The 24,412-nt window shown below is 59.1% G+C and carries 24 protein-coding genes; 10 read left to right on the top strand and 14 right to left on the bottom strand.

Annotation, left to right across the window (positions count from 1 at the left end):
• Positions 1–161: 161 nt before the first annotated feature.
• Both HKK55_RS03655 and cysK read right to left on the bottom strand, forming a co-directional pair.
• Positions 162–1,100 (bottom strand): aspartyl/asparaginyl beta-hydroxylase domain-containing protein, encoded by a 939-nt coding sequence (locus HKK55_RS03655; protein ID WP_169353409.1) that lies wholly within the window; start codon positions 1,098–1,100, stop codon positions 162–164.
• Positions 1,101–1,286: 186 nt separating this feature from the next.
• Positions 1,287–2,261, bottom strand: coding sequence for a cysteine synthase A (gene cysK / locus HKK55_RS03650; RefSeq protein ID WP_169353408.1), 975 nt, complete (start codon positions 2,259–2,261; stop codon positions 1,287–1,289).
• A gap of 125 nt (positions 2,262–2,386) precedes the next feature.
• Between cysK and HKK55_RS03645 the strand changes: the two genes are divergently transcribed.
• From HKK55_RS03645 to HKK55_RS03635, 3 genes are all read left to right on the top strand, one after another.
• Positions 2,387–3,463 carry a DUF748 domain-containing protein gene (locus HKK55_RS03645; RefSeq protein ID WP_169353407.1) on the top strand — a complete coding sequence of 359 codons (1,077 nt, stop codon included), beginning with the start codon at positions 2,387–2,389 and terminating at the stop codon, positions 3,461–3,463.
• Between the two features lie 140 nt (positions 3,464–3,603).
• Positions 3,604–4,449, top strand: a complete 846-nt coding sequence (locus HKK55_RS03640) for a MoxR family ATPase (RefSeq protein WP_029292347.1) — start codon at positions 3,604–3,606, stop codon at positions 4,447–4,449.
• An 11-nt stretch (positions 4,450–4,460) separates the two neighbouring features.
• A complete protein-coding gene (locus HKK55_RS03635) occupies positions 4,461–5,639 on the top strand; it encodes a VWA domain-containing protein (protein ID WP_169353406.1) in 1,179 nt (392 codons plus the stop codon).
• 104 nt (positions 5,640–5,743) lie between these two features.
• Here the strand turns inward: HKK55_RS03635 and HKK55_RS03630 are convergent, their stop codons facing one another.
• The 3 genes from HKK55_RS03630 to HKK55_RS03620 are packed head-to-tail and all read right to left on the bottom strand — an operon-like array spanning position 5,744 to position 8,099.
• Positions 5,744–6,661 (bottom strand): biotin-dependent carboxyltransferase family protein, encoded by a 918-nt coding sequence (locus HKK55_RS03630; protein WP_169353405.1) that lies wholly within the window; start codon positions 6,659–6,661, stop codon positions 5,744–5,746.
• Positions 6,658–7,362, bottom strand: a complete 705-nt coding sequence (locus HKK55_RS03625; protein WP_169353404.1) for an allophanate hydrolase subunit 1 — start codon at positions 7,360–7,362, stop codon at positions 6,658–6,660. The genes HKK55_RS03630 and HKK55_RS03625 overlap by 4 nt, the downstream gene beginning before the upstream one ends.
• Positions 7,359–8,099: a 5-oxoprolinase subunit PxpA gene (locus tag HKK55_RS03620; protein ID WP_169353403.1), complete on the bottom strand. Its 741-nt coding sequence runs from the start codon at positions 8,097–8,099 to the stop codon at positions 7,359–7,361. Before HKK55_RS03620 ends, HKK55_RS03625 begins: the two co-directional genes overlap by 4 nt.
• Before the next feature lie 178 nt (positions 8,100–8,277).
• On the opposite strand from HKK55_RS03620, the gene HKK55_RS03615 reads away from it, so the two are divergent.
• Positions 8,278–9,216, top strand: coding sequence for a LysR family transcriptional regulator (locus tag HKK55_RS03615; RefSeq protein ID WP_169353402.1), 939 nt, complete (start codon positions 8,278–8,280; stop codon positions 9,214–9,216).
• A 216-nt stretch (positions 9,217–9,432) separates the two neighbouring features.
• Here the strand turns inward: HKK55_RS03615 and HKK55_RS03610 are convergent, their stop codons facing one another.
• From HKK55_RS03610 to HKK55_RS03600, 3 genes are read right to left on the bottom strand one after another with little or no spacing between them, the layout of a single operon-like run.
• Positions 9,433–9,975 (bottom strand): DUF2937 family protein, encoded by a 543-nt coding sequence (locus HKK55_RS03610; RefSeq protein ID WP_169353401.1) that lies wholly within the window; start codon positions 9,973–9,975, stop codon positions 9,433–9,435.
• A gap of 11 nt (positions 9,976–9,986) precedes the next feature.
• Positions 9,987–10,763, bottom strand: coding sequence for a class II glutamine amidotransferase (locus HKK55_RS03605; protein WP_169353400.1), 777 nt, complete (start codon positions 10,761–10,763; stop codon positions 9,987–9,989).
• 30 nt (positions 10,764–10,793) lie between these two features.
• Positions 10,794–11,276: an MFS transporter gene (locus HKK55_RS03600; protein WP_237151355.1), complete on the bottom strand. Its 483-nt coding sequence runs from the start codon at positions 11,274–11,276 to the stop codon at positions 10,794–10,796.
• A 90-nt stretch (positions 11,277–11,366) separates the two neighbouring features.
• Here HKK55_RS03600 and HKK55_RS03595 point away from each other — a divergent pair, with 90 nt between their 5' ends.
• Positions 11,367–13,421, top strand: coding sequence for a S9 family peptidase (locus HKK55_RS03595; protein WP_169353399.1), 2,055 nt, complete (start codon positions 11,367–11,369; stop codon positions 13,419–13,421).
• Between the two features lie 28 nt (positions 13,422–13,449).
• On the opposite strand, the gene HKK55_RS03590 is transcribed toward HKK55_RS03595, so the two are convergent.
• Positions 13,450–13,737: a hypothetical protein gene (locus tag HKK55_RS03590; protein ID WP_169353398.1), complete on the bottom strand. Its 288-nt coding sequence runs from the start codon at positions 13,735–13,737 to the stop codon at positions 13,450–13,452.
• An 81-nt stretch (positions 13,738–13,818) separates the two neighbouring features.
• Between HKK55_RS03590 and HKK55_RS03585 the strand changes: the two genes are divergently transcribed.
• Positions 13,819–14,505, top strand: a complete 687-nt coding sequence (locus HKK55_RS03585) for a spermidine synthase (protein ID WP_169353397.1) — start codon at positions 13,819–13,821, stop codon at positions 14,503–14,505.
• Positions 14,506–14,547: 42 nt separating this feature from the next.
• On the opposite strand, the gene HKK55_RS03580 is transcribed toward HKK55_RS03585, so the two are convergent.
• A complete protein-coding gene (locus HKK55_RS03580; RefSeq protein ID WP_169353396.1) occupies positions 14,548–15,468 on the bottom strand; it encodes a ParB/Srx family N-terminal domain-containing protein in 921 nt (306 codons plus the stop codon).
• Between the two features lie 175 nt (positions 15,469–15,643).
• Between HKK55_RS03580 and HKK55_RS03575 the strand changes: the two genes are divergently transcribed.
• The 3 genes from HKK55_RS03575 to HKK55_RS03565 all read left to right on the top strand — a co-directional run bounded on the left by HKK55_RS03575 (position 15,644) and on the right by HKK55_RS03565 (position 17,012).
• Positions 15,644–16,018, top strand: coding sequence for a YajD family HNH nuclease (locus HKK55_RS03575; RefSeq protein WP_003210675.1), 375 nt, complete (start codon positions 15,644–15,646; stop codon positions 16,016–16,018).
• A 107-nt stretch (positions 16,019–16,125) separates the two neighbouring features.
• Positions 16,126–16,593: an RNA methyltransferase gene (locus HKK55_RS03570; RefSeq protein ID WP_063032537.1), complete on the top strand. Its 468-nt coding sequence runs from the start codon at positions 16,126–16,128 to the stop codon at positions 16,591–16,593.
• Positions 16,594–16,661: 68 nt separating this feature from the next.
• Complete coding sequence (locus HKK55_RS03565) at positions 16,662–17,012, top strand: DUF2892 domain-containing protein (RefSeq protein WP_169353395.1); 351 nt, start codon at positions 16,662–16,664, stop codon at positions 17,010–17,012.
• Between the two features lie 122 nt (positions 17,013–17,134).
• On the opposite strand, the gene HKK55_RS03560 is transcribed toward HKK55_RS03565, so the two are convergent.
• Entirely contained in the window at positions 17,135–18,373 is a 1,239-nt protein-coding gene (locus HKK55_RS03560; RefSeq protein WP_169353394.1) for a hypothetical protein, read from the bottom strand.
• An 11-nt stretch (positions 18,374–18,384) separates the two neighbouring features.
• Entirely contained in the window at positions 18,385–18,834 is a 450-nt protein-coding gene (locus tag HKK55_RS03555) for a YcgN family cysteine cluster protein (RefSeq protein WP_155586388.1), read from the bottom strand.
• Positions 18,835–19,020: 186 nt separating this feature from the next.
• On the opposite strand from HKK55_RS03555, the gene HKK55_RS03550 reads away from it, so the two are divergent.
• On the top strand, positions 19,021–19,614 hold the full coding sequence (locus tag HKK55_RS03550; protein WP_169353393.1) for a nitroreductase family protein: 594 nt from the start codon (positions 19,021–19,023) through the stop codon (positions 19,612–19,614).
• A gap of 89 nt (positions 19,615–19,703) precedes the next feature.
• Here HKK55_RS03550 and HKK55_RS03545 read toward each other — a convergent pair whose 3' ends face one another.
• Positions 19,704–23,204 carry a hypothetical protein gene (locus HKK55_RS03545; RefSeq protein WP_169353392.1) on the bottom strand — a complete coding sequence of 1,167 codons (3,501 nt, stop codon included), beginning with the start codon at positions 23,202–23,204 and terminating at the stop codon, positions 19,704–19,706.
• 196 nt (positions 23,205–23,400) lie between these two features.
• Complete coding sequence (locus tag HKK55_RS03540; protein ID WP_169353391.1) at positions 23,401–24,333, bottom strand: D-2-hydroxyacid dehydrogenase; 933 nt, start codon at positions 24,331–24,333, stop codon at positions 23,401–23,403.
• Positions 24,334–24,412 lie beyond the last annotated feature (79 nt).

Here is a 24,412-nt window from a genome sequence, read left to right as displayed (position 1 = left end):
AGGGCTCAAGACTGCCCCGCTTACCGCTAATCAGCGCCGCTTTCTGAATGCAGCCATGACAAGCAACGCCGAAGAGCCCTCTCTTTTGGCAGGCTGTCCAGATAAGCCAAAGGCATAAAAAAACCGCTCATCCGAGCGGTTTTTTTATGCCTGCAAAGGCCTCAACCAAACAACCAATACCCCAACGCCGCCAACACCACCACCGCCAATACTGGCCGCAGGATGCGGTACGCCTTCGGATACTTGCGCTTCCACTGCTTGACCCCACCACTGAAGCTGTCACTGAACCGCTTGCTCCAGGCGTAGGCCTGGTTGATCCCGCCAACGCGCTCGTCATCCAGGTTCTGCGGCGCAGTAGCACGACCCAATTGGGCGCTGACCCAGCGGTTGATACGGGTCATCAATCGGCTGCTCAGAGGCCGCTCGATGTCACAGAACAGAATCACCCGGGTTTTCTCGGTTTCGTTCTTCACCCAGTGCACGTAGGTCTCGTCGAACATCACGTCTTCACCGTCGCGCCAGGCGTAGACCTGGCCATCGACAAAGATGCGGCAGTCGTCGGAATTAGGTGTCGACAATCCCAGGTGATAACGCAGGGAGCCGGCAAACGGATCACGATGCGGGTTGAGGTGGCTGCCGCCTGGCAACAAGGCGAACATCGCGCCCTTGACGTTAGGAATGCTGCTGACCAAAGCCACGGTTTTCGGGCACAGCAGTTCAGCCGACGGCAGTGGTTTGTCGTACCACTTGAGGTAGAAACGCTTCCAGCCTTTCTTGAAGAACGAACCGAAGCCGGCGTCGTTGTTCTTCTCGGCGGCGCGGATATAGCCCTCGTCAAACAGGTGCATGGCCTCTTCGCGGATCACTTCCCAGTTGTTCTTGAGCACATCCAGCTCCGGGAACTTGCTGCGGTCCAGGTAGGGCTTGGACGGCACCGCAGAGAAGATGTACATCAAGGCGTTATAGGGGGCGAACAGCGCCGAGTGGTTGACGAACTGACGCAACATCGGAAGACGCGCCTTGCCACGCAAATGCACATAAAGCGTACTGCCGATAAACAGCAGCAACACCGACAACTTGGCGGCCAAAGAAAAGGTCATGCAGCAACTCCTGGAAATAGGCGCCTGGCCAACAACCTCCCGTTGAAGGGAAACCAGACGTAGCAGCCGGCCATGATAAACACTCCGGGCCTCGGGAAAAACCCGCGCAATCCAACAATCGGTGTTAAGCAATGCGCGATGATGGGCCAATTATGCATAAGGCCCATGCAATCGGGCTGATTTGGGTCAAGCCTGGTTTTCCTGATCGGTAAACAAATCGCTGAACAACATGCTCGACAGGTACCGTTCACCGGAGTCCGGCAGTATGACGACGATGGTCTTGCCCTGCATTTCCGGCTTCTGGGCCAGGCGCACCGCCACGGCCATCGCCGCGCCACAGGAAATACCACAGAGGATTCCTTCCTCCTGCATCAACCGCAGGGCCATGGCCTTGGATTCGTCATCGCTGACCAGCTCAACCCGGTCGACCATCGACAGATCGAGGTTTTTCGGTACAAAGCCGGCACCAATACCCTGAATCTTGTGGGGGCTGGGCTTGATCTCTTCGCCGGCCAACGTCTGGGTAATCACCGGGGAAGTGATGGGCTCCACCGCCACCGACAAGATCGGCTTGCCCTGGGTGTTCTTGATATAGCGGGATATTCCGGTAATGGTGCCACCCGTCCCCACGCCCGCTACCAACACGTCCACCGCGCCATCGGTATCGTTCCAGATTTCCGGACCAGTGGTTTTCTCGTGGATCGCCGGGTTGGCTGGGTTATCGAACTGGGCCGGCATAAAGTATTTGGCCGGATCACTGGCGACAATTTCCCCGGCCTTTTCAATCGCGCCCTTCATGCCCTTGGCCGGCTCGGTCAACACCAACTCGGCCCCCAGGGCCTTGAGCACCTTGCGCCGCTCAATGCTCATGGACGACGGCATGGTCAATAGCAATGTGTAACCCCGGGCCGCGGCGACGAACGCCAGACCGATCCCGGTATTGCCCGACGTGGGCTCGACAATGGTCATCCCCGGTTTGAGTTTGCCGCTGCTTTCAGCGTCCCAGATCATGTTCGCGCCAATCCGGCACTTCACCGAATACCCCGGGTTACGCCCTTCGGTCTTGGCCAGGATCGTCACGCCACGGGGCGCGATACGGTTGATCTGAACCAGGGGCGTGTTACCGATGGAGTGCGCGTTGTCTGCAAAAATGCGGCTCATGACGGGTCCTCATTGCACCATTTGGAGAGGTCCCAAGGGTATGCCTCGTGTCCCGAAGCGTCCAGTCAAGGCGAACGTCCAGCGGTCACCGTAGTCAATCGCCTATACGGATGGAGAAACGCCCTATGAAACGTCGCTACCGCTGGCCGCTATGGACCTTCGCTGTGATTGTGGTGGTGTTGGTTGCCCTGGATATCGCCCTGCCCTACCTGGTGCGCAACTACCTCAATGACAAACTCGCCGACATGGGTGATTACCGTGGCCAGGTAACCGATGTGGACCTGGCCCTGTGGCGTGGCGCCTATCGGATCAACGGCCTGCAGATCGTCAAGGTCGACGGCAAAGTCCCGGTACCGTTCGTCAAGGCCCCGGTGATCGACCTGTCGGTCAGTTGGCATTCGCTGTGGTACGACCATGCGGTGGTCGCCGAGGTGCAGTTCATCACGCCGGAACTGAACTTCGTCGACGGTGGCCCCAACAAACAGGCGTCTCAGACCGGTCAAGGCACCGACTGGCGCGCGCAGTTGGGCAAACTGTTGCCGATTACCCTCAACGAAGTGCACATCAACGACGGTACGATCGCGTTCCATAACTTCAGCTCCAAACCCCCGGTCAACATCGGCGCCACCGAGGTCAATGCCACGCTCTACAACCTGACCAACGTGGTGGACGTCCAAGGCAAGCGCGACGCGCGTTTCGACGGCAAAGCCCTGCTGCTGGGCCATGCGCCACTGGAGGCGACGGCTACCTTCGATCCGCTGAGTAATTTCGAAGACTTTGAATTCCGTTTTCGCGCCCGTGATATTCAACTCAAGCGCTTGAACGACTTCGCGTCGGCCTACGGCAAGTTCGACTTCAATGCAGGTACCGGCGATGTGGTGATCGAAGCCCAGGCTGAAAAAGGCCAATTGAGCGGCTATATCAAGCCGTTGCTGCGGGATGTCGAGGTGTTCAACTGGCAGCAGGACGTGGAAAACAAGGACAAGGGGCTTTTCCGGTCAATCTGGGAAGCAGTGGTCGGTGCCGGCGAGACGGTGCTGAAAAACCAGCGCAAGAACCAATTCGCTACCCGCGTGGAACTCAGCGGAAGCGTGCATCAGCAAGATATCAGCGCGTTCCAGGCGTTTTTACAGATTTTGCGCAACGGTTTCGTCCAGGCGTTCAATGCCCGCTATGAACAACCCAAGCCCAGCGCGGACTGAACTCAATGTGACCGCCCATTCAGAGACTGAATAGCCCGTCTGCGTTCACAGTCGCCGGGCCTGCGCGGTATAGTCGGCCCATTACTGATGATTCGTCCCCAGGCCCGCTGCCTGTGGGCGTCACGCTCGAGGAATGACCGATGAAGTTCGAAGGCACCCAGGCCTACGTTGCCACCGATGACCTGAAACTGGCCGTCAACGCCGCCATCACCCTGGAGCGGCCGTTGCTGGTCAAGGGCGAACCGGGCACCGGCAAGACCATGCTCGCCGAGCAACTGGCCGAATCCTTTGGCGCCCGCTTGATCACCTGGCATATCAAATCCACCACCAAGGCCCATCAGGGTCTGTACGAGTACGACGCGGTCAGCCGCCTGCGCGACTCGCAGCTGGGTGTAGACAAGGTCCACGACGTACGCAACTACCTGAAAAAGGGCAAGCTCTGGGAGGCCTTCGAGTCCGAGGAGCGGGTGATTCTGCTGATCGACGAAATCGACAAGGCCGACATCGAGTTCCCCAACGACCTGCTGCAAGAACTCGACAAGATGGAGTTCTACGTCTACGAAATCGACGAGACCATCAAGGCCAAGAAGCGCCCGATCATCATCATTACCTCCAACAACGAAAAAGAGCTGCCGGACGCGTTCCTGCGCCGCTGCTTCTTCCACTACATCGCCTTCCCCGACCGCACCACACTGCAGAAAATCGTCGACGTGCATTACCCGGACATCAAGAAAGACCTGGTCAGCGAAGCCCTCGACGTGTTCTTCGACGTGCGCAAGGTGCCCGGTCTGAAGAAAAAACCATCGACTTCCGAACTGGTGGACTGGCTGAAGCTACTGATGGCCGACAACATCGGCGAAGCGGTGCTGCGCGAGCGTGATCCGACCAAGGCGATTCCGCCCCTGGCCGGTGCCCTGGTGAAGAACGAGCAGGACGTGCAACTGCTCGAGCGCCTGGCGTTCATGAGCCGTCGCGGCACTCGATAAGGGCAATTGCCATGCTGCTCAACCTGTTCAATGAAATGCGTGCAGCCAAAGTGCCGGTCTCGGTGCGTGAGCTGCTGGACCTGATCAACGCGCTGAAACAGCGCGTGACCTTCGCCGACATGGACGAGTTTTATTACTTGGCCCGCGCGATCCTGGTGAAGGACGAACGGCATTTCGACAAGTTCGACCGGGCTTTCAGCGCCTATTTTAACGGCCTGGAAAAGCTCGACGACCACCTGCAGGCACTGATTCCCGAAGACTGGCTGCGCAAGGAATTCGAGCGCTCCCTGAGCGATGAAGAACGAGCGCAGATCCAGTCTCTGGGTGGCCTCGACAAGCTGATCGAAGAGTTCAAGAAACGCCTGGAAGAACAGAAAGAACGCCATGCCGGCGGCAATAAGTGGATCGGTACCGGCGGCACCAGCCCGTTCGGCTCCGGTGGTTTCAACCCGGAAGGGATTCGCGTCGGCGACGCCGGCAAGCGCCAGGGCAAAGCGGTCAAGGTATGGGATCAGCGCGAGTACAAGAACCTGGACGATCAGGTGGAACTGGGCACCCGCAACATCAAGATCGCCCTGCGCCGCCTGCGTAAATTCGCCCGCCAGGGCGCCGCCGAAGAACTGGACATCGACGGCACCATCGACCACACCGCCCGCGATGCCGGGCTGCTGAATATCCAGATGCGCCCGGAACGGCGCAACACAATCAAGCTGCTGTTGCTGTTCGATATCGGCGGTTCGATGGACGCACACGTGAAGACCTGCGAAGAACTGTTCTCGGCCTGCAAGACCGAGTTCAAGCACCTTGAGTACTTTTACTTCCACAACTTCATTTACGAATCGGTGTGGAAGAACAACATGCGCCGGGGTTCGGAACGCACCTCGACCCAGGACTTACTGCACAAGTACGGCGCCGACTACAAAGTGATTTTTATTGGCGACGCAGCCATGGCACCTTATGAAATCACCCAGGCGGGTGGCAGTGTCGAGCACTGGAACGAAGAGCCGGGCTATGTGTGGATGCAGCGCTTCATGGAGAAGTACAAGAAGCTGATCTGGATTAACCCGTACCCGAAAGACACCTGGGGTTATACGGCGTCGACGGGCATCGTGCGGGATTTGATCGAGGATCAGATGTATCCGCTGACGTTGCGCGGGCTTGAGGAAGGGATGCGCTTCTTGTCCAAATAACGTCCTGTAACCGCTGCCGAGGTACGAGGCTGCGATGGGACCGGGGGCGCGCTCGACCGAAGCGGACCGCATCGCAGCCTCGCACCTCGGCAGCGGCTACAGGCTCAGTGAAACCGTCGCAAATACTCAACATGCTGCTGATGCGCCGTCTCTTGCACCACCGGTGCCAACCTCACCTTCTCTCCCGGCAAACACTGCGCCAGCCGCGCCAACGCCAACGGCGTCAATGCCCCCAATCGCGGATAACCGCCAATGGTCTGCCGATCATTAAGCAACACAATTGGCTGCCCGTCCGGCGGCACCTGGATGCCCCCCAACGGGATACCTTCGGAAATCAATGACGGCCCCTGATACTGCAATGGCGTCCCCAGCAAACGCATGCCCATGCGGTCGGCACGGCTGTCCAGGGTCCACTCGGTATTGAACGCATCAAACAGGCTCTGCCCGCTGAACTGGCCGATCTGCGCCCCAACGATCAACTCCAGCGGTGCCTTTGATTGCAGGTTCGGCAACTGCTCGGCGGACAACACGCGCATATCACCGCCAGTGCCGGAATAGGCCAGATGCGAACCTTCGGCCAGCGCCCGACCCAATCCATCCAACCCGCCCAGCTCTTCACGCCCGACACTGGCGCAACTGCCCAGCACCTTCGGTGCATCAAAGCCTCCCGGTGCCGCCAAATAGGCCCGTGCCCCGCTGAAAGGTTGGGTGAACCGCAATCGCTGGCCTTTTTGCAGAATGAAACTGCGTCCGGGGCTGATCGCTCGCTCATCCACATAAGCCCCCAGGTCCGCCCCGGCCAACGCCAACAGGCAATATTCCTCGGCCCGCACGGTAAACCCACCCAGGGTGATTTCCACCACAGGCGCATCCAGTGCATTACCCAGCAACCCGTTGGCCCATGACATCGACACCCAATCCAGCGCACCACCCTGAGTGACGCCCAGGTGCCTGACACCAAAACGTCCGGCATCCTGCAACAGGCACAGTGGGGTGCTGGCCTCGATCAACAAGCGGCTCATGCCTGCGCCTCCAACGGCGTGTCGTCGCCACCCAGGTTGATGAATTCGGCATGATCGACGGGCTCAAAACGTACAGTATCCCCCGGCTGCATCAGGCTATAGCCGTCGCGCTCCCGATCGAACAGTTTGGCCGGGGTACGGCCAATCAGGTTCCAGCCGCCCGGTGACACCACAGGATAAGCGGCGGTTTGTCGTTCGGCGATGCCCACACTGCCTGCTGCTATACGTTTACGCGGGGTGCTCAGGCGGGGAGTTGCGAGCACCTCGTCCACCAGCCCCATAAAGGCAAAGCCTGGGGCAAAACCCAGGGCAAACACCTGATATTCATGTTGGCTGTGACGACGAATCACCTCCTCCGCTGCCAGGCCGCTGCGCTGGGTCAGCAATGTCAGTTCGGGGCCGACACTGAGGTCATACCAGACCGGCAACACATGGCAATGCCCGCTGCCTTTGGGTTCGGGCTGCAACCCATTCAGCGCCAGGCTAATCAACTCCCGAGCCTGAACCGGGCTCAACGCAAGAAGGTCGTAATGCACCATCAAGGTGGTGTAAGACGGCACCAGATCCACCAACGTCGCGCCAAAACCTTCCCGCAGACGACGAGTGGCAGCAAGCATCCAGGGCATATTGTCTTCAGCAATCACATCAAACAGACGCACCATCAGGCAGTCGATGGCCACCACTTCAATCCGCGGCTTCATCGTAGGGTCAAGGCCTCGCGGATGCGTTGGACCGCTGCCACTGAACTGACATTGTCGCCATGCACGCATAACGTGTTGGCCTGCAAGTGCAAGGCACTGCCATCACTGGCCGTGAGCGGCTCGCCACTGGAAATGAGCATGGCCTGCTCGACGATTTTGTCCGGGTCGTGGTGCACGGCGCCAGGCAACAAGCGCGAAACCAGATGCCCGGTGCTGTCATAAGCCCGGTCGGCGAACGCCTCGAACCACAATGTCACGCCATATTCATCGCCCAAGGCTTGGGCGACGCTGTTGTCGCGGGTTGCCATCAACATCAGCGGCAATTCGCCATAGGCCGCCACGGCCTTGATCACCGCGCGCAATTGCTCAGGCTTGGCCATCATGTCGTTATACATCGCACCATGGGGTTTGACGTAGCTGACCCGCCCACCCTGGGCCCGGCAAATCCCATCGAGCGCGCCAATCTGGTAGTGCAACAGGTCCTGGATTTCCTGGGGCGTATAGGCCATGGAACGGCGGCCGAACCCCGCCAGGTCTTGATACGCCGGGTGCGCGCCAACTTGCACGCCATGCTGGAACGCCAGGTTGACGGTCTTGCGCATGATGCTCGGGTCTCCGGCGTGAAAGCCGCAAGCCACATTAGCGCAGTCGATGAACGGCATGACCTCGGCATCCAGACCCAAGGTCCAGTTGCCAAAGCTTTCGCCGATGTCGCAGTTCAATAGCAGGCGGCTCACGGTGGGGACTCCTGTAGGCATTATTTTTTTGTAGTGTGGGATCTTTTACCAAGATATCGCAACGATGTTGTCCTGAACCCCCACGACGCTTATCGTGAGACAACTCGATTTTTGGCGTTTGCCTTAGGCTGCGTCCAACTAATAAAAACCGATCCATGCATAAGAAAAAGTTGATCCCATGAATTTGAAGTTCCTTGAAACCTTCGTCTGGGTGGCCAAGCTCAAAAGTTTTCGCCTCACGGCAGAGAAGCTCTTCACGACCCAGGCCTCGATCTCCAGCCGCATTGCCGTGCTGGAAAACGAGTTGGGGGTGAAGCTGTTCCTGCGCGACTCCCGTGGCGTGAGCCTGACGCCGGAAGGCTTGAAGGTGCTCGACTATGCCGAGCAGATGATGGTCACCATGCAGGGGCTCAAGCAATCCCTGGAAACCACCAGCAGCAAGGTCGGACGGATCCGCATCGGCGCCATGGACACCGTGATCCACACGTGGCTCAGCCCGTTGGTGGCAGAACTGATGGACCATTTCCCACTGGTGGAAATCGAGTTGGTCGCCGATACCGCATTGAACCTCAGCGATCAGCTGCAAAAAGGCTTTCTGGACCTGATCCTGCAAACCGACCTGCTGCGCCAGGAAACCCTGCGCAGCCTGGAACTGGCCAGCCACCCCATGGGCTGGATCGTCGCCAGCCAATCGATCTACAACCGCGACTACGCCTCCCTCGCCGACTTGGCCCAGGAACGCATCATCACCTACTCGAAAAACTCCCATCCCCACCAGGATGTACTGAGCCTGATGCAGGCCAACGGCGTGGCGACTCCCAGGATGAACTGCGTGAACTCGGTATCGGCGATTACCCGTTTGCTGCGCGATGGCTTCGGTATCGGCGCATTGCCACCGGTGCTGGTCAGCGAAGAACTGGCACGGGGTGAGTTGGTGATGCTGCCCATGGAGCAACGGCCGCCGAACTTGCAGGTGGTGGTGTCGTGGCGGGTTGGCGTGGAATTGGTGGAAGAGATTGTCGGGCTGTGCCAGACGGTCGTGGCCCGATATGCGCAGGAGGTGGGAGAGGAATTGATGGTGTTGAGCAAACCCTCGTCACTGAAGGAACCCACTTGAAAATGTGGGACTTGCTCGCGAATGCACTTGTAGCCGCTGCCGAGGCACAAGGCTGCGATAAGGGCCGAAGGACCTTCGGCGGTTTCAAGATCCTGGCGACTGCTGCGCAGCCGATCGCAGGCTGCGCCAGCGGCTACAGGTGATCGACACGACCCCTCGCCACAGGTTCGGTGTTAACCATAAGGCTGTTTTCAAAGACCTTGAAAGGGCTGGGCCTTAAAGCCCCTTCAAATCCCGCTCTTCAATCGGCCGGCTCTGGCGCAGGCGCTTGCCGCCCAACACGACCCAGTCGATCAGCCGGAACAGGCACTCCAGGCCAAACGACAGCAACATCGCCCCGCCCAGGCCCCAGCCCATGGCTTCGGGGGTCAGGAGTAACTGATAGCTGTAGCCGTTCCAGGTTTCCTGGCGAATATCCGGGTCGGCGGCCACCGCCACTTGCAGGGCACGGATGTACCAAGGGCCTTGCATCGCCTGGAACTGCTTGTCCAACGCCACCTGACGGTCGAGCAAGGTGCCGAGGCTGTTGGCATCGCTACGGAAGACTGGATCATCGCTGGCGCGGTAATGGGCCACCAACGCCTGCAAGTCACCATTGAAGAACTGCTGCGCCGTGGCGTCAAAGCCACGCAGGCCAGTCTGGGCCTCGATCAGGTGGGCTTCCACGCGCTTGGCATAATCATTGATAAACCCCGGCACCTGAACACCGACCAACAAGCCAATGGCAAACAACACCAAGCGCAAATAGCTGAGCAACATGAGCGACGTCCTTATGCCGTTATGCCCTGGCTGACGCATTCACCGCGTCGCCACAGGCTCCACTGGCCCGGTTCGTAACGGGTCCAGGTCTCGTTTTCGGTCAGGGGTTCGGTGGCAATCACCGTCACCACGTCATTGGGGGTGGTTTCGGCCTGAAAATCGACGATCACGTCGACATCTTTCAAGCGCGCAGGGCCAAACGGCGCGCGACGGGTGATTTGCGCCAGCTTGGTCGAGCAGTAGCAAAACAGCCAATCGCCATCACTGAGCAGGCAGTTGAACACGCCTTTACTGCGGTATTCGGCGCAGGCTGCGATCAAGTCCGGCAGCACCTGTTCAATGTCCACAGGCTCCGGGAAAGCCTCGCGCACCCGGTTGAGCAAATCGCAGAATGCCGCTTCGCTGTCGGTATCGCCTACGGGGCGGTAAAACGTGGCGCGGGGATTGAAGTCCGCCAACTGTCCGTTATGCGCGAAACACCAGTTGCGGCCCCACAGCTCGCGGACAAACGGGTGAGTATTGGACAGGCACACCTTGCCCACATTGGCCTGACGAATATGGCCAATCACCACTTCGCTCTTGATGGGATAACGCTGCACCAGCCGTGCAACTTCAGATTCGCTGCTGGCGGCCGGGTCCTGGAACAAGCGCAGGCCACGACCTTCGTAGAAGGCGATGCCCCAACCGTCGCGGTGGGGGCCGGTGCGACCGCCCCGCTGCATCAGCCCGGTAAAGCTGAAGACAATATCGGTCGGTACGTTGGCACTCATGCCCAATAATTCACACATGCCAGGGCTCTCGCAGCAGGGCGGACAACGTTAAAGACGCGGTTCGACCCGCAGGTTGCTGGCAGGGACTGCCGGGCGACCGTAACGCTCGCCACCAAAGGGTTCGTCGTCTTCTGCAGGTTCCGCCGCCGCAGCAGTTGCAGCCGCAGCCTTCTGCTCACGGCGAGCCTTGGCAGCACGCTCGATGGGCCAGCGGATCAGTACGACCACCAGGTACACACCGAAGGCGATCATCGCGTACATCACCAGATCGGAAATTGCCCGCCAGGCGTTGTTACCGACCTTGAGCACCAGGTCCAGGGCGGTGATGGCCACGGCCGGCGCAAACTGCGTCTTGACCGGATCGACAATGGTCGGGCTTAACAGCAACACCGCCATCAGCAACCGCAGTGGCTCACGCAGCCAGCGCCACATCCAGCGGGTCATGGCAAACCACACCAACAGGCAGCCCAAAGCTGCGAAGGCGTAGAGGCCCCAAGCGGTCAGATAGTCGTTCTCGGTCATGGTGTCCATGGCAAGGTAGGCAAACAGGCCGCTATGATAACGGCTTTTCAGTGCCGAGGCTGCAATGCCGTCGGCCAACTGCCAGACAGAGAGTGATCCATGCCCCCATCGACCCACGTCACTGCCGCCCCGGTTGCCCGCAAAGCCACAGGAAACGACCCGTACGCCTGGCTGCAAGAACGCGACAGCAGCGAGGTGCTCGACTACCTCAAGGCGGAAAATGCCTGGCAAGAGGCGCAGCTTGCGGATCAGAAAGCCCTGCGCGAAACCCTGTTTGAAGAGATCAAGGGCCGGATCCTCGAAACCGACCTGTCCCTGCCCTCACCGTGGGGGCCGTACCTGTATTACACCCGCACCACGGCCGGCGACGAATACGCCCGTCACTACCGCTGCCCACGCCCGGCCGACGACAGCCAGCAGGTGGACGAAAATGCCGAAGAGTTGCTGCTCGACCCCAACGTGCTGGCCAACGGCGGCTTTTTCTCCCTCGGTGCCTTCAGCATCAGCCCAGACCACCAGCGCCTGGCCTACAGCCTGGATACCAGCGGCGAAGAGATTTACACCCTGTACGTGAAGGAATTGGCCACCGGTAAAGTCAGCGAACTGGCGTTCGAAGATTGCGACGGCAGCATGACTTGGGCCAACGACAGCCGGACCTTGTTTTTTGGCGAGCTGGACGACACCCATCGCCCGCACAAACTGTATCGCTATCGCCTGGACGGCACGGCTGCCGAAGAAGTGTTCCATGAGCCGGACGGACGGTTCTTCCTGCATTGCTACCGCGCAAGCTCCGAACGGCAACTGCTGCTGTCCCTGGGCAGCAAGACCACCAGCGAAGTCTGGGCCCTGGACGCCAACCAGCCGCAACAGGTCTTTACCTGCCTGGCGCCAAGAGTCGAAGGCCATGAATACGACGTCGACCACGGCAAATTGGATGATCAGTGGACCTGGTTTATCCGCAGCAACCGCGACGGGATCAACTTCGCCCTGTTCCAGGCTGCCGACACCGGCAGCGTGCCAGCCGCGGAAGACTGGCAGAACCTGATCCCTCACAGCGACACAGTGATGCTCGATGGCGTGAGCCTCAACGCCCGGGCCATGACCTTGAGCCTGCGCGAAGGCGGCCTGCCGAGCATCGAGGTTCACCCACAAGGCCTGCCGGCGTATCGGGTGCAGTTGCCGGACGCGGCCTACAGCCTGTACGTGCAGAACACCCTGGAATTCGTCAGCGACAAGATCCGCCTGCGCTATGAAGCCCTGAACCGCCCGGCTCAGGTGCGCCAGCTGGACCTGGCCAGCGGCGCGCAGCAAGTACTCAAGGAAACCCCGGTATTGGGCGCGTTCAACGCCGACGATTACGTCAGCCAGCGACTGTGGGCGACCTCGGCCGACGGCACTCAGGTGCCCATCAGTCTTGTGGTCAAACGCGACCAACTCGGCAAGCCAACGCCGCTGTACCTGTACGGCTATGGCGCCTACGGCGAAAGCCTCGACCCGTGGTTCTCCCACGCCCGCCTGAGCCTGCTGGACCGTGGCGTGGCCTTCGCCATTGCCCATGTACGTGGTGGTGGCGAGCTGGGCGAAGCCTGGTACCGCGCCGGCAAGCAGGAACACAAACAGAACACCTTCAGCGACTATATCGCCTGCGCCGAACACCTGATCGCCCAGGGCCTCACCACGTCCAAGCAACTAGCCATTAGCGGCGGCAGCGCCGGCGGGCTGTTGATCGGTGCCGTACTCAATCAGCGCCCGGAGCTGTTCCAGGCAGCGATTGCCGAAGTGCCGTTCGTCGACGTGCTCAACACCATGCTCGACCCGGACTTGCCGCTGACCGTCACCGAATACGACGAATGGGGCAACCCTCAGGAACCGGACGTGTACGAGCGCATCAAGGCCTACGCGCCCTACGAAAATGTCAGCGCCCAGTCTTATCCCGCGACGCTGGTGATTGCGGGCTACAACGACAGCCGGGTGCAGTATTGGGAAGCAGCCAAGTGGGTGGCCAAGCTGCGCGCTACCAAGACCGACAACAACTTGCTGCTGCTCAAGACTGAACTGGGAGCCGGCCACGGCGGGATGAGTGGCCGCTATCAAGGACTACGTGACGTAGCCCTCGAATACGGATTCGTTTTCAAGGCGCTGGGGTTGGCTTAAGGAACGGGTAGTTGCCGTCCCGACAGTGCTAGCTGCCCGATGGCTTGGGCTTGATGTCGTTCTGCTGCAAGCCGGGAAGCGTCTGATCCTTCGGCGGCTTGGGCATTTCAATCGGCGGCAACAACGGCGCACCGGTACTGCCGGGCGCCTTGGGCGTCGTCGGCGGGGTCACTTGCGGGTAGGGTGTGGGCGTTGCAGTGCCCGGCGAACCCGGCGTGGGTGCGGGAGGAATGGGCACGGTTTGCAACTCCTGAGCGTACGCGGTACTCAAGGTGAGCGCGCCCCATACAATGACCGTTAGAATGCTGCACTTCATCGATGGCTCCATGGCCTGACTGTAATCCAGTCCCAAGGCTACTCCCAACCGCGCAAGAATGCCCTTCTCAATGAGATTTCCATGAAACGTTTCGTTCTGCTGGACACCACCCCGATCCCTGACAACGGCGGTGCATTGTGCCTGTTCGAATACGGCGAGGACTTTGTCATCAAGATCCAGGGCGGTGACGGTGGCCAGTTGATGAACACCCGCATGCACGGTTCAGAAGACGCCTTGGCGGAGATTCCGTGCCGCAAAGTCGCCGGCCGGCTCGGCTCACGGGTGTTGATTGGCGGGTTGGGCATGGGCTTTACCTTGGCCTCTGCCCTCAAGCATCTGGGCAAGACTGCCGAAGTGGTGGTCGCCGAGTTGGTGCCGGGCGTGGTGGAGTGGAATCGCGGCCCTTTAGGGGAAAAGTCTGGCCGACCGCTGCTGGATCCGCGCACGGTGATCCGCATGGAAGACGTGGCCAAGGTACTGCAGGCCGAACCCCAGGGCTTTGATGCAATCATGCTGGACGTCGATAACGGCCCCGAAGGCCTGACGCAAAAAGCCAACAGCTGGCTGTATTCCGCCGGCGGCCTGAGCGCTTGCGCCAAGGCCCTGCGACCCAAGGGTGTGTTGGCGGTGTGGTCGGCCAGTGCGGATAAACAATTCAGCGACAAGCTGCGCAAGGCGGGCTTCAAGGCCGAAGAAGTGCAGGTGTTTGCCCATGGCAACAAGGGCACGCGGCATACCATCTGGATTGCTGAAAAGCTCAAAGGCTAAGCCGGACCGTTCCCACGCTCGCGTGGGAACGGTCATCAGGGCCTAGCGAAACCCGTTCCGGTAATCGATCACATACGGCACCTTCTCTTCGAAGGTCTTCTCGAGTTCCTTGCGGTTCAGCGACGTAAAGCCCCCCAACTGCTGGGCGGTGAAGCCACTGTCACCCACAGGAGCACCTGACGCCAGCGTCACCATCAATTTGGCGACCGCTTCAATGGCATCGCTGTACCCGCCCTTCTTGTTCAAGTTGAACGCTGTCAGGTCCACCTGCGGCCGCAACCAACCGCCCCAATAAAACTCCAGGAACTCCGGCACCACGGCCTCCGAAGTCGGCTTGCCGTAGGACGCCTTGCGCGCGAAGTACACCAGGCTGCGGAAGGTATCGTCCTGAAGGCCCTTGAACCCCAGATGCGCAGGAATCTGCGCCGGCGTAATGGTTTTACCCTGGCTGTCCTTGAGCCAGACTTTGCGGCCCTGCTCCATACGCTGCCAGAAAGTGGCCAGGTTTGGGCTGTCGCTGAAGTCGTCAGTCACCCGTACCCACATTTTCAACTTGGCGCCAGCGCCGGGCTGTTCCCAAAAACTGCTGAACGTATGGTGGCCGTCGGTGAGGTACAACTGGCCAGCGGGGCCGACCACCACGGTTTTCATATCCGCGGGGTGAGTGCCCACGGGGTCTTTACAGGTGAAGCTGTCCGGCTTTTGCAAATCGGCCTTTTTCGGCACCTTCTCGGCTTTGCCCTGGCCGTTGGTTTCACAGTACTCGTCGAACAGCTTGGACCGCGACCCAGCGAACAGCCCCAGCTTGTAATAGATCTGATCAAAGCCGATGACCGCCTGGGTCGGATGCAACTGCTCCAGGGCGACATCAATCACCTGACCCGGCTTGGGCGTAGAGAACGCCTGGACCTGAGCGGCGACAACACATAACAGAAGGGCCAACAGCCCTGATTGCAAGCGCATGAATGAGGATCCTTTCATAGTGATTTCTCCAGACGATCACCCGATCATCGAGCCGCAATATTACAAAATAACCTGCTACGGGATGGGGGCACCGTTGAAAAAAGCCTGGGGCTAATTATTCCGCCAACGGCTAGAATCAACGCTATCCGTGATTCACTAAAACACAGGAGCCATGATGAGCTCGACCAACCCGCCCTCCCACACCGCCAAGCTGGACCGCATCCTCGCCGATGCCCAGCGCGACCGGGAAATGGGCTACCGCGACAAAGCCTTGAAGATGTACCCCCACGTGTGCGGCCGCTGCGCCCGTGAATTCGCTGGCAAGCGCCTGAGCGAACTGACCGTGCACCACCGCAACCATAACCATGACGACAACCCCCAGGACGGCTCCAACTGGGAGTTGCTGTGCCTGTACTGCCACGATAACGAACACTCGCGCTATACCGACCAGCAGTATTTCGGTGAAGGTTCCACCAGCAGTCCAACCATCGCCAAGGCGACGCATAACCCCTTTGCGGCGTTGGCTGGCCTGATGAAGAAAGACGACTGAGTGGCTTTGTTGATTGGGCAATTGCCCAATCAACACCCTTCCTGCAAACCGCCCGCCTTGGGAGCAATCCCCGTATAATCGCGGTTTTTCTCGAGGCACCCTTCCCCGTGGGCAATAAACGCTACAGCTGTATCGGTCTGTATAACCCCAAGTCACCCGAGAACGTCGGTTCGGTGATGCGCGCCGCCGGCTGTTATGGCGTGGCGTCGGTGTTCTACACCGGCAAGCGGTATGAACGGGCCCGGGATTTCATCACCGACACCAAGAAAGTCCACCACGACATTCCGTTGATCGGCATCGACGACCTGAAAAAGATCCTGCCCCTGGGCTGCATCCCGGTCGCCGTGGAACTGGTGGAAGGCGCCCGCCCTCTCCCCGAATACACCCACCCTGACCGTGCGCTGTATATCTTCGGCCCGGAAGACGGCTCCCTGGACAAGGAGATTCGCGACTGGTGTGAGGACGTGGTCTACATTCCGACCACCGGCTGCATGAACCTCGCCGCCACCGTCAACGTCGTGCTTTATGACCGTCTGGCCAAGGGCAACAACACCCGCTCGGGACCCAAGTACTGACTTTTCGGGAACATCTGTGTCCCGCCTACAGTCAGCTATCTATCAATGACCCTTGTTGGAGACAGATCATGAGCGACAGCAAAACCCTGCGACCTATCATCGAGTCCACCCCGTTCCAGACCCGCCCCACGCAGAACGTGCAAGGTTGGGAGCGCATTGGTTCCCTGGCAGGTGGCGTAGTGATGATGGGCAAAGGCCTGCGCCGTGGCGGCTTTTTTGGCTTGATCCAGGTAGCGATTGGCGGCGTAGCACTGGCCCGTGGTATCAGCGGCCACAGCTCGGCGAAAGACCTGCTGGAAAAAAGCCGCCAGGACATGAACACCGTGCGCACGAAGATTGAACGGGCGGGGGAAGAGCTGAAGAACCTCAAGACCAAGGCGGAAGTCGCAGCTGAGAAAACCGCTAAAACCACCGGCTGAACATGATTACCTGTAGCCGCTGCCGAGGTACGAGGCTGCGATGGGTTGCGTAGCAGCCCCAAGGCGGCGGTCCTACGGACACGCATCGCAGCCTCGTACCTCGGCAGCGGCTACAGACAGCTTTAGTGCAGCAGCTTGGTATCCAGCACCACTGACGACTCGCCAATAATGCGTTCCCCCAACTGCACAAACTCCTTTGTGCTGATGCTGTTCAGGCGCATCACCGCCTGAGTCAAATCATCCAGGGAGCGCTTGTTGTGGGTTTTAAGGCGGATCTCGCGGTCCAGCTCCTGTAACAACACCACCGCCCGCGCCACAGTCGCCCCGCTGACCTGATCACCGCGCAACGTCGTCACCGCCTTCCCTTCCTTATTCAGCCGGGCCTGGATCGCGGCGTAGCGCTCGTCACTGATGCCACCGGCACGGCGCATCAGCTCAATAGCGTAATACTCGGCCAGGCCTTCACTGATCCAGTCACTGCTCTGGTTGTCATTGAAGCGGCCAATGGCTTGCACCACCTCACGCATCAATGGGCTAGTGCCATTTTCGCTCACCAGTGGCGTGCGGCTGTTGAGGTAGATCGAATCGCGCGCAGAAAAAGCGCCACGCCGCATCGGGTCACTGGCGCCCACCACCAGCAATTTAGCCGGATGGCGGGGAAACGCCGCTTGTACCTGGGGCCAGACAAAAGTCAGCAGTGTCAGCACGTCCATGCGCCGCATACCCTGGCCCTTGGGCGAGGCCACCGTGATTTCGGTCTCCCCCAGGCGCACCCGGCGCGTGCCCAAGGTACCGGCGAGCATCCAGCCGGTGGGCCGGTCGAACAGGCGGGAAACATTATCGATGCGGAATTTGTTTTTACCGACGCGCGGCCAGGTGGTCTCGACGCTTTTCCAGCCAGACGGTAGTTCGAAGATCAGCCGTGACACCAGCTCAATACCGTCTTGCTGATCGAGACGGGCCGTCGGCACCAGGTCCTCACCGCGAAACAGCGCCCAGCTCGGTGTCATTCGAGCCTCATAGATACCCTTCTTGCGGGCATGACTGAGGCGTACACGGTAAGTCAGGCTGGCCTTGTCGGCACTGGGCTGCCACAAGCCTCGGCTGTCACCGGCCGTATGGCCCGGCAGAACCTGCCACTGGCCATCGGCCTTGAAATCGCTGTAGTCGCCATCGCGGCCCAAGTCAAAGTTCAGGCTGCGCACGGCCGAGCCCTGGGACAGGCTCAAGCGGACTTCGGCTTGATCACTCTGAGGCAACAGCTTGACGTGATAGTCCAGGTCGACTTTCTTCGCAGACCATGCCGACGTGCTCAGCGCCAGCAGCAACAGGCTTGCGGCCAGTTTCCCTACAACCGTCATACACACTCCTTTCAGCCTGCGCGGAAAATCAGGTAATCCTCCCAATCATCCTCGGCCACGCTGCCTTCGCTGAGCATGCGCCCGGACTGGGAAATGCGTTCGTGGTGCACGGCGTCGCGATCGCCGCAGACCAAGTGGTGCCACAGCGGCAAGTCCTTGCGCTCACTGACCAGCCGATAGCCGCAGGTGGGCGGCAGCCATTTGAACTGGTCGGCCTGGCCCGGGGTGAGCTGGATGCAGTCAGGCACCGAGTCGCGACGATTGGGGTAATCGGTGCACTGGCAGGTTTTCAGGTCCAGCAGTTTGCAGGCGATGCGCGTGTAATAGACGCTGTTGTCGTCTTCGTCCTCGAGCTTTTGCAGGCAGCACAGGCCGCAGCCGTCGCATAACGACTCCCACTCATCCTGGTCGAGTTGTTCGAGGGTTTTGCGGATCCAGAAAGGTTCGACTTTAGCGGCCATGGCTCTACATCAGTATCGGTATGTTAAAAGGCCGCCAGTCTAGTGCCCAAGGCCGTCGGGGCCAAGCGCTTACGACTGCCGGTAGAACAAGACTTGTCAGCAACCCAAAAGGCGCAGTAGTTTTGAGCCCCTGTTTTTTGATCTGCACCTTGCAACCCTAGCCCATCCCGTCACCAGGAACTGCCCATGAGCACCCAGCCACGCGTTGCCGATTATGCCATTCACCCGCAGTTCACCGACCGCTGGTCACCACGGGCCTTTACCGGCGAAAGCATCCCGGAAAAAACCCTGCTGAGCTTCTTTGAAGCCGCCCGCTGGTCGCCTTCGGCGTACAACTCACAGCCTTGGCGCTTTCTCTATGCGCGCCGTGATACGCCGAACTGGGAGCGTTTCCTGGGCCTGCTGAACGAATTCAACCGGGGCTGGGCGCAGCATGCCTCGGCCCTGGTGATCGTGATCTCGAAAACCGACTTCGCTGTGCCTGGCGCCACCGAAGAAACCCCAGCCCTGTGGCACACCTTTGACACCGGTTCCGCCTGGGGCCACCTGGCACTGCAAGCCAGCATCAGCGGCTGGCACACCCATGGAATGGCCGGTTTCGATCAGGAACTGACCCGCAAGGAACTGAAAATCCCCGAAGGCTATGCACTGCATGCGGCCGTGGCCGTCGGCAAGCTGGGAGACAAGTCGACATTGGCGGACTACCTGCAAGCCCGGGAAACCCCGAGCCCGCGTCGGCCGCTGACTGAGTTGGTGGCGGAAGGGGATTTCAGCCTTTAAGGCTGATGCAGACTTGGCAGGTCATTGCCTGCCCTGTGCAACACACGAAAACCCTGCCGTTAAAAACGGCAGGGTATACCTGAAATGGATCAACTCGCTTTAGCGATAAGACCGCTAAAGGCCCGGCGCAGCGCTTCTTTATGTCGGTTATAAGAATCCATGACAACCGGCACCATAAACTCAGAACTCAGCGAATCCATATCCACCGGATAAATCTTCTTGTCCCGTGAGGAATACATGAAGTTTTTCAACTGCAGATCATTGTGATAGATATCCTTCCCTTCCATCTGCACAAATACATCATCAAGTAGTGATCGCGCTTGCGACGGCAAACTACCCTTCTCAAACTTACTAAGATCCACCCCATCAATCCGTCCCATCTTTATATATTTACGGCCATCCTCAATGATCGTCCTTGCAAAACCGTCACCATAATATTTATTCAGGGATCGGGTTTCCATATCCATGTAGCCCGCGAAGGGTTTTAAAGATGTTTGACCGAGGTCTTTATAAACACTTTTTCCATCCAGACTTGCGTAGATGACCCCCTCACTGCCGCCCCCAATCACAGGCCCCAGATCGGATGCGACCGACAGCGGATCTCCGCCCCGGGCCCCCAGGCGTTGCCACTGATCGCCCTGCACCTGCTGGACCAACACCGGCGTTTGTCGATTGTTGTGATAGATCCGTGCCTGGACAACGCCGTCAGCGGTTCGGGTGACGTGTCGTACCTCGTAGACTGCGGTTTGTCCGGTACTGTCGGTGTGACGGATATGGGACAGGTGGCCATCGGCCGCGACATACACACCCTGACTATTACGTGAGAGCCCGGCTATGCTGGATTCCGGGACTTTGAACTCACCAAAGAGCCTGTTGTTCAATTCACCGCCCGGCTCAATGCGCACCGTGGTGAGCGCGCCATCCACAGCCTTCGTTTTGGAGGTGAACCCTTCGAGCGGGCCGCCATATGGCCGCATCTTGTCTGCATCGAAGGCATGCCATTTACCGTTCCACAACACAGCCCCACCTTCAACACTATGACCGGCAACCTTGAAGGTTCCCGTTGCCGCGGCCTCATACTGTTTGCTGGCCGCCTTCAACAGGTCATAACTGCCGGATGCGCCTCTGAGCTTATTAACCCCTTCAAGACCTTTGTCGAACAGCAAGCCCGCCCCTCTGCGTACCAACCCGGCGCCTCCCACCGCCAAATCGCCCAAACCACTCACAGGATTAAATACGCCGACAGCAGTGGTGCCGATGATCTTTGCGACTTTCACTGCCTTGAGGGTCGTGTTGACGGCCGTGGTTCCAACCTTCGTCACCTTGGCCGCAGCTCCCACACCGGCAGTGACGAAACCAAAGATATCCATGCCCAAATCTATCGCACCGTCCAGATAGTTACCGTTCTGAAAATTGACGATGGCCGATCTAAGCGGAACGAGATTCAGGAAAAAATCCGCTATTTTCCACTCGTTTTCCATTTGCTGATCGTAAGTAGTGCTCCCCCCGGCCTGTTTCACAGCATCTTTATTATCGATATCGAGATGCTCGACAAACGCATCGGCGATAAACCGGGTCCGCGTGCTGGAAAAGCTCAAGGGGATCTCTGAAGTGCTGCCGGGCTGCTTTTGTCCCAAGTCGGCCTCGCTGGCGTTAGCCGGCGTAAACTGTTCTATCGGATATATCAGATTGGCATTTCGCTCTTGTTGCCTCGTCAATACATAAGGCGGCACAGTCGTGATGGCGCCATTCTTCAGGTCAATTTCATAAGCAGTCACCCCATTAACGCCTGTGGTTTTCACCAGCAGGTTGTCATTTTTGTGCTCCAGCGTTTTACCCGTAAAGCCCATACCGAGCTTGTAAGTATTGTTTTGGAAAAATTCGAGCTTCGCATATTCCAGATTTTGCCTGTCGGCCAACGGAAGCTGAGCAATGAGGTGTTTGACAGTGGTACCGATGCCCTGCTTGCGCGAATCGATGGCCTGTTTGAATTGCTCATTGAAAGTCTTGTTCACATCGAACTTAAGAGACTTGCCTTTCGTTGCGTCGATAATGCGCTGGTCCGTCGTTTTCCACGCATATTGGTCCAGCCCGCTCATGGCAATATCCAGCATCGAATGAAGGCCCGCAGGCGCCCGATTCGGATCGTAAAGGGCCTGGGCTGACGGCTGCCCCGTAGTGTTGACCCTTAAGAGCCTTTCTTCAAAAGGTACGTTTTCTGCGAACCGAGTTTTGAGTTTGGCCAGTGCAATTTCTTTACGACTTGGAATTTCGGTTTCCAATAACTTCGAAGCCGCTATCCGTTCCTGCAGTTGTTGATTGAACGCGGTTCTTACACCCTCTACTTCGATGGGGTTGTAACTATCATTTTCTTTCTCAGGGATAATGCCGTTGACCACACCCCAGTCCACTAACGCTGCCTTCTGGGCAAGTTGAGTGACTGCTGGATTGGCCAACGCTGCACGCTCGGCCTTGAGCATGACTTGAGCAAAGGTCATGTTCGGCACCGTGCCTGGCGACTGAGCTTCTATCGTCGCCGCAGCGATCGACAGGCTGACCCAGGCCGGGCTGCCGTATGTCACGCTGATGGGGATGTCTTTGATCAGAAATTCAGGGGCGTTCCTTGCCAGCAATAGGTACGCACCCACCTTGGCCATTTCGGGGGTAGCCTTGCCGCTGACACTCAGGTGCTCGCTCAGCCCATCAAGCACCACTGACGCCGGCTTGCCCCAGTGTTGCGGCTGCCCCAAGTCAAAGCCTGCCACCTTGTTTCGGCGGGGGACAGCAATGGACTCCGGGTCCAGTACCGAATGGATGGCTGCCAAGGCGTATTCATTGGTGCTGGTGTCGGTGGCAATGCCATTCAATTGGGTCTGTACGGCCAGCCCCATTGCCTGCCCGCGGGCGGAGCTGACGATCACCTCCAGCGCTTTGGCCGGGTCGCGCAACGCTTCACCGCAGAGGGGTTGGTTACTGTTCAGGTATTCCAGTACACCCACGCTCGGACCGACTTGCGGTTTATTCGGATTGTGATTGGCATAATGAATGGCGGTGTCCAGCACCGTGCGTTGCTCACTGGCACTCAGGGGAACAGGCCAGGACAAACCACCCCCAAAGTTGCCGAAAGGATGCGCCAAGGCCCTCTCATTCACCGAGTCAGCAAGGCTTGCAAGATGGAAATGGGTGGTGGGCACGTGCAAGCCATGGCCCCTGATGAAAGTCTCAAGGGTTGCGGCGTTGCCGACCTGCGTCGAGTAGGACGAACCGGGCTGAACGTCCATCGGTGTGCTTTTCAGCGCCGCCTGCACCGCCTGAGGGGTAGCGTTCACACCCAGCTTTGCAGCCATTTCGTTGAGCTTTTGTCCCAATATCTTCCAATTCTGCCTATCGCCCAGTGCAACTTTCAGGTCAGCTTTTGGGGCGAGCGAAGGGCTGGTTTGGGTGATGGGCCCTGGTAAATATGATCCACCCGTTACTCGACTCGGCTCCCCGGGTGGGCTTCTTGAGGGGCCCGCTGTTTGATCGGTCAACCCCACGGGCACCACAGGGATGTCCTGGGGAGGTAAGGACGCAACGCCAAGATTCAACATGAGCAAGTACTCTTTTTGAAGAAGAGCACCAGCGTCACATGGGACCCGCAACGACGAAATCAGCTTAGTGTTAACAGACGTTTGTGAGCGCCGGCCATCGCACACCTCGCCGAATCATTCCCGGTTATGCAGGGTTAATGCTTGGCGCGAAAGTGTCCACGTCCGCACCTGAGCGCCGTCGATTTAATCGTTTTTTTCAATACCCGCGCTCGAAACTCACTTCGCCCCGCAACGCATCCTTGGCCTGATACGCCCGCAAATTCTCGACAAACAACTGCACCATCATTTTCGGTGAAGTCGGCGCCGAGCTGTGACCGGTCAGCAGCAAGCCCCAGGCCGTCCAGAATGGATGACGCTGTGGCAGCGGCTCCTGACGGCACACATCGATGACCGCGCCCGCCAGATGCCCTTCCTTCAAGGCTTCCACCAGGTCGGCATCCACCACCGCCACACCGCGTCCGACGTTGATAAACAAACCGGTAGTCTTGAATTGCTTGAACAGCGCCGCGTCGTACACATCGTGGGTGTTCGGCGTGTTGGGCAGCAGGTTGATCACGTAGTCCACCTCCCCCACCAACCGGCCAAGCTGGTCCAGCCCGGCCACTTCAACAAACGGTGCCTGCTCACGGGCTTCGCTGGCGATGCCATACAGCTCGACCCCAAAGGGCTGGAGGAACTGCGCCACACTGCGGCCGATATCACCGGTGCCAACGATCAGCGCCTTGCGCCCCGCCAGGCTCTGGCCCATGCGGTTGTCCCACTTGCGCTCCACCTGGCTGACCAGGCGCGCCAATACTTCGCGCTCGTGGCCGAGCATGTAAGTGAGCACGTATTCGGCCATCACCTGGCCGAAAATGCCGACGGCGCGGGTCAGGCGGTAGTCGCGGGGCAAGCCTTCAGCCAGCAACGGAGTGATTCCGGCCCAGGTCGATTGCAGCCATTGCGGATGGTGGCCCTGACGCAGCAGGGTCGCCAGCAGGTCCGGTTGGCCGAGCCACACCGGGCAATCAGCGGCCAGGCGTGATAATTCAGCGGAGTCGCCGCTGGTCATCACTTCGAGGTCCGGCGCGGCTTCGCGCAGCAGTTGGGCGTATAACGGATGATCGTGTTCAGCAATCAGAACGCGCATGGTTCAAACCTTTCAAAAACAGTGCAGGCGGCCGCAAGCAGCAAGTTCACGGCATCCCTCGGGCCGCCGCCAGATAATA

Source organism: Pseudomonas sp. ADAK18, assembly GCF_012935695.1.
Classification (GTDB): Bacteria; Pseudomonadota; Gammaproteobacteria; order Pseudomonadales; family Pseudomonadaceae; genus Aquipseudomonas.
The sequence above is the reverse complement of the archived record's forward strand: the minus strand, read 5'-3'. Positions and strand labels throughout refer to the sequence as shown.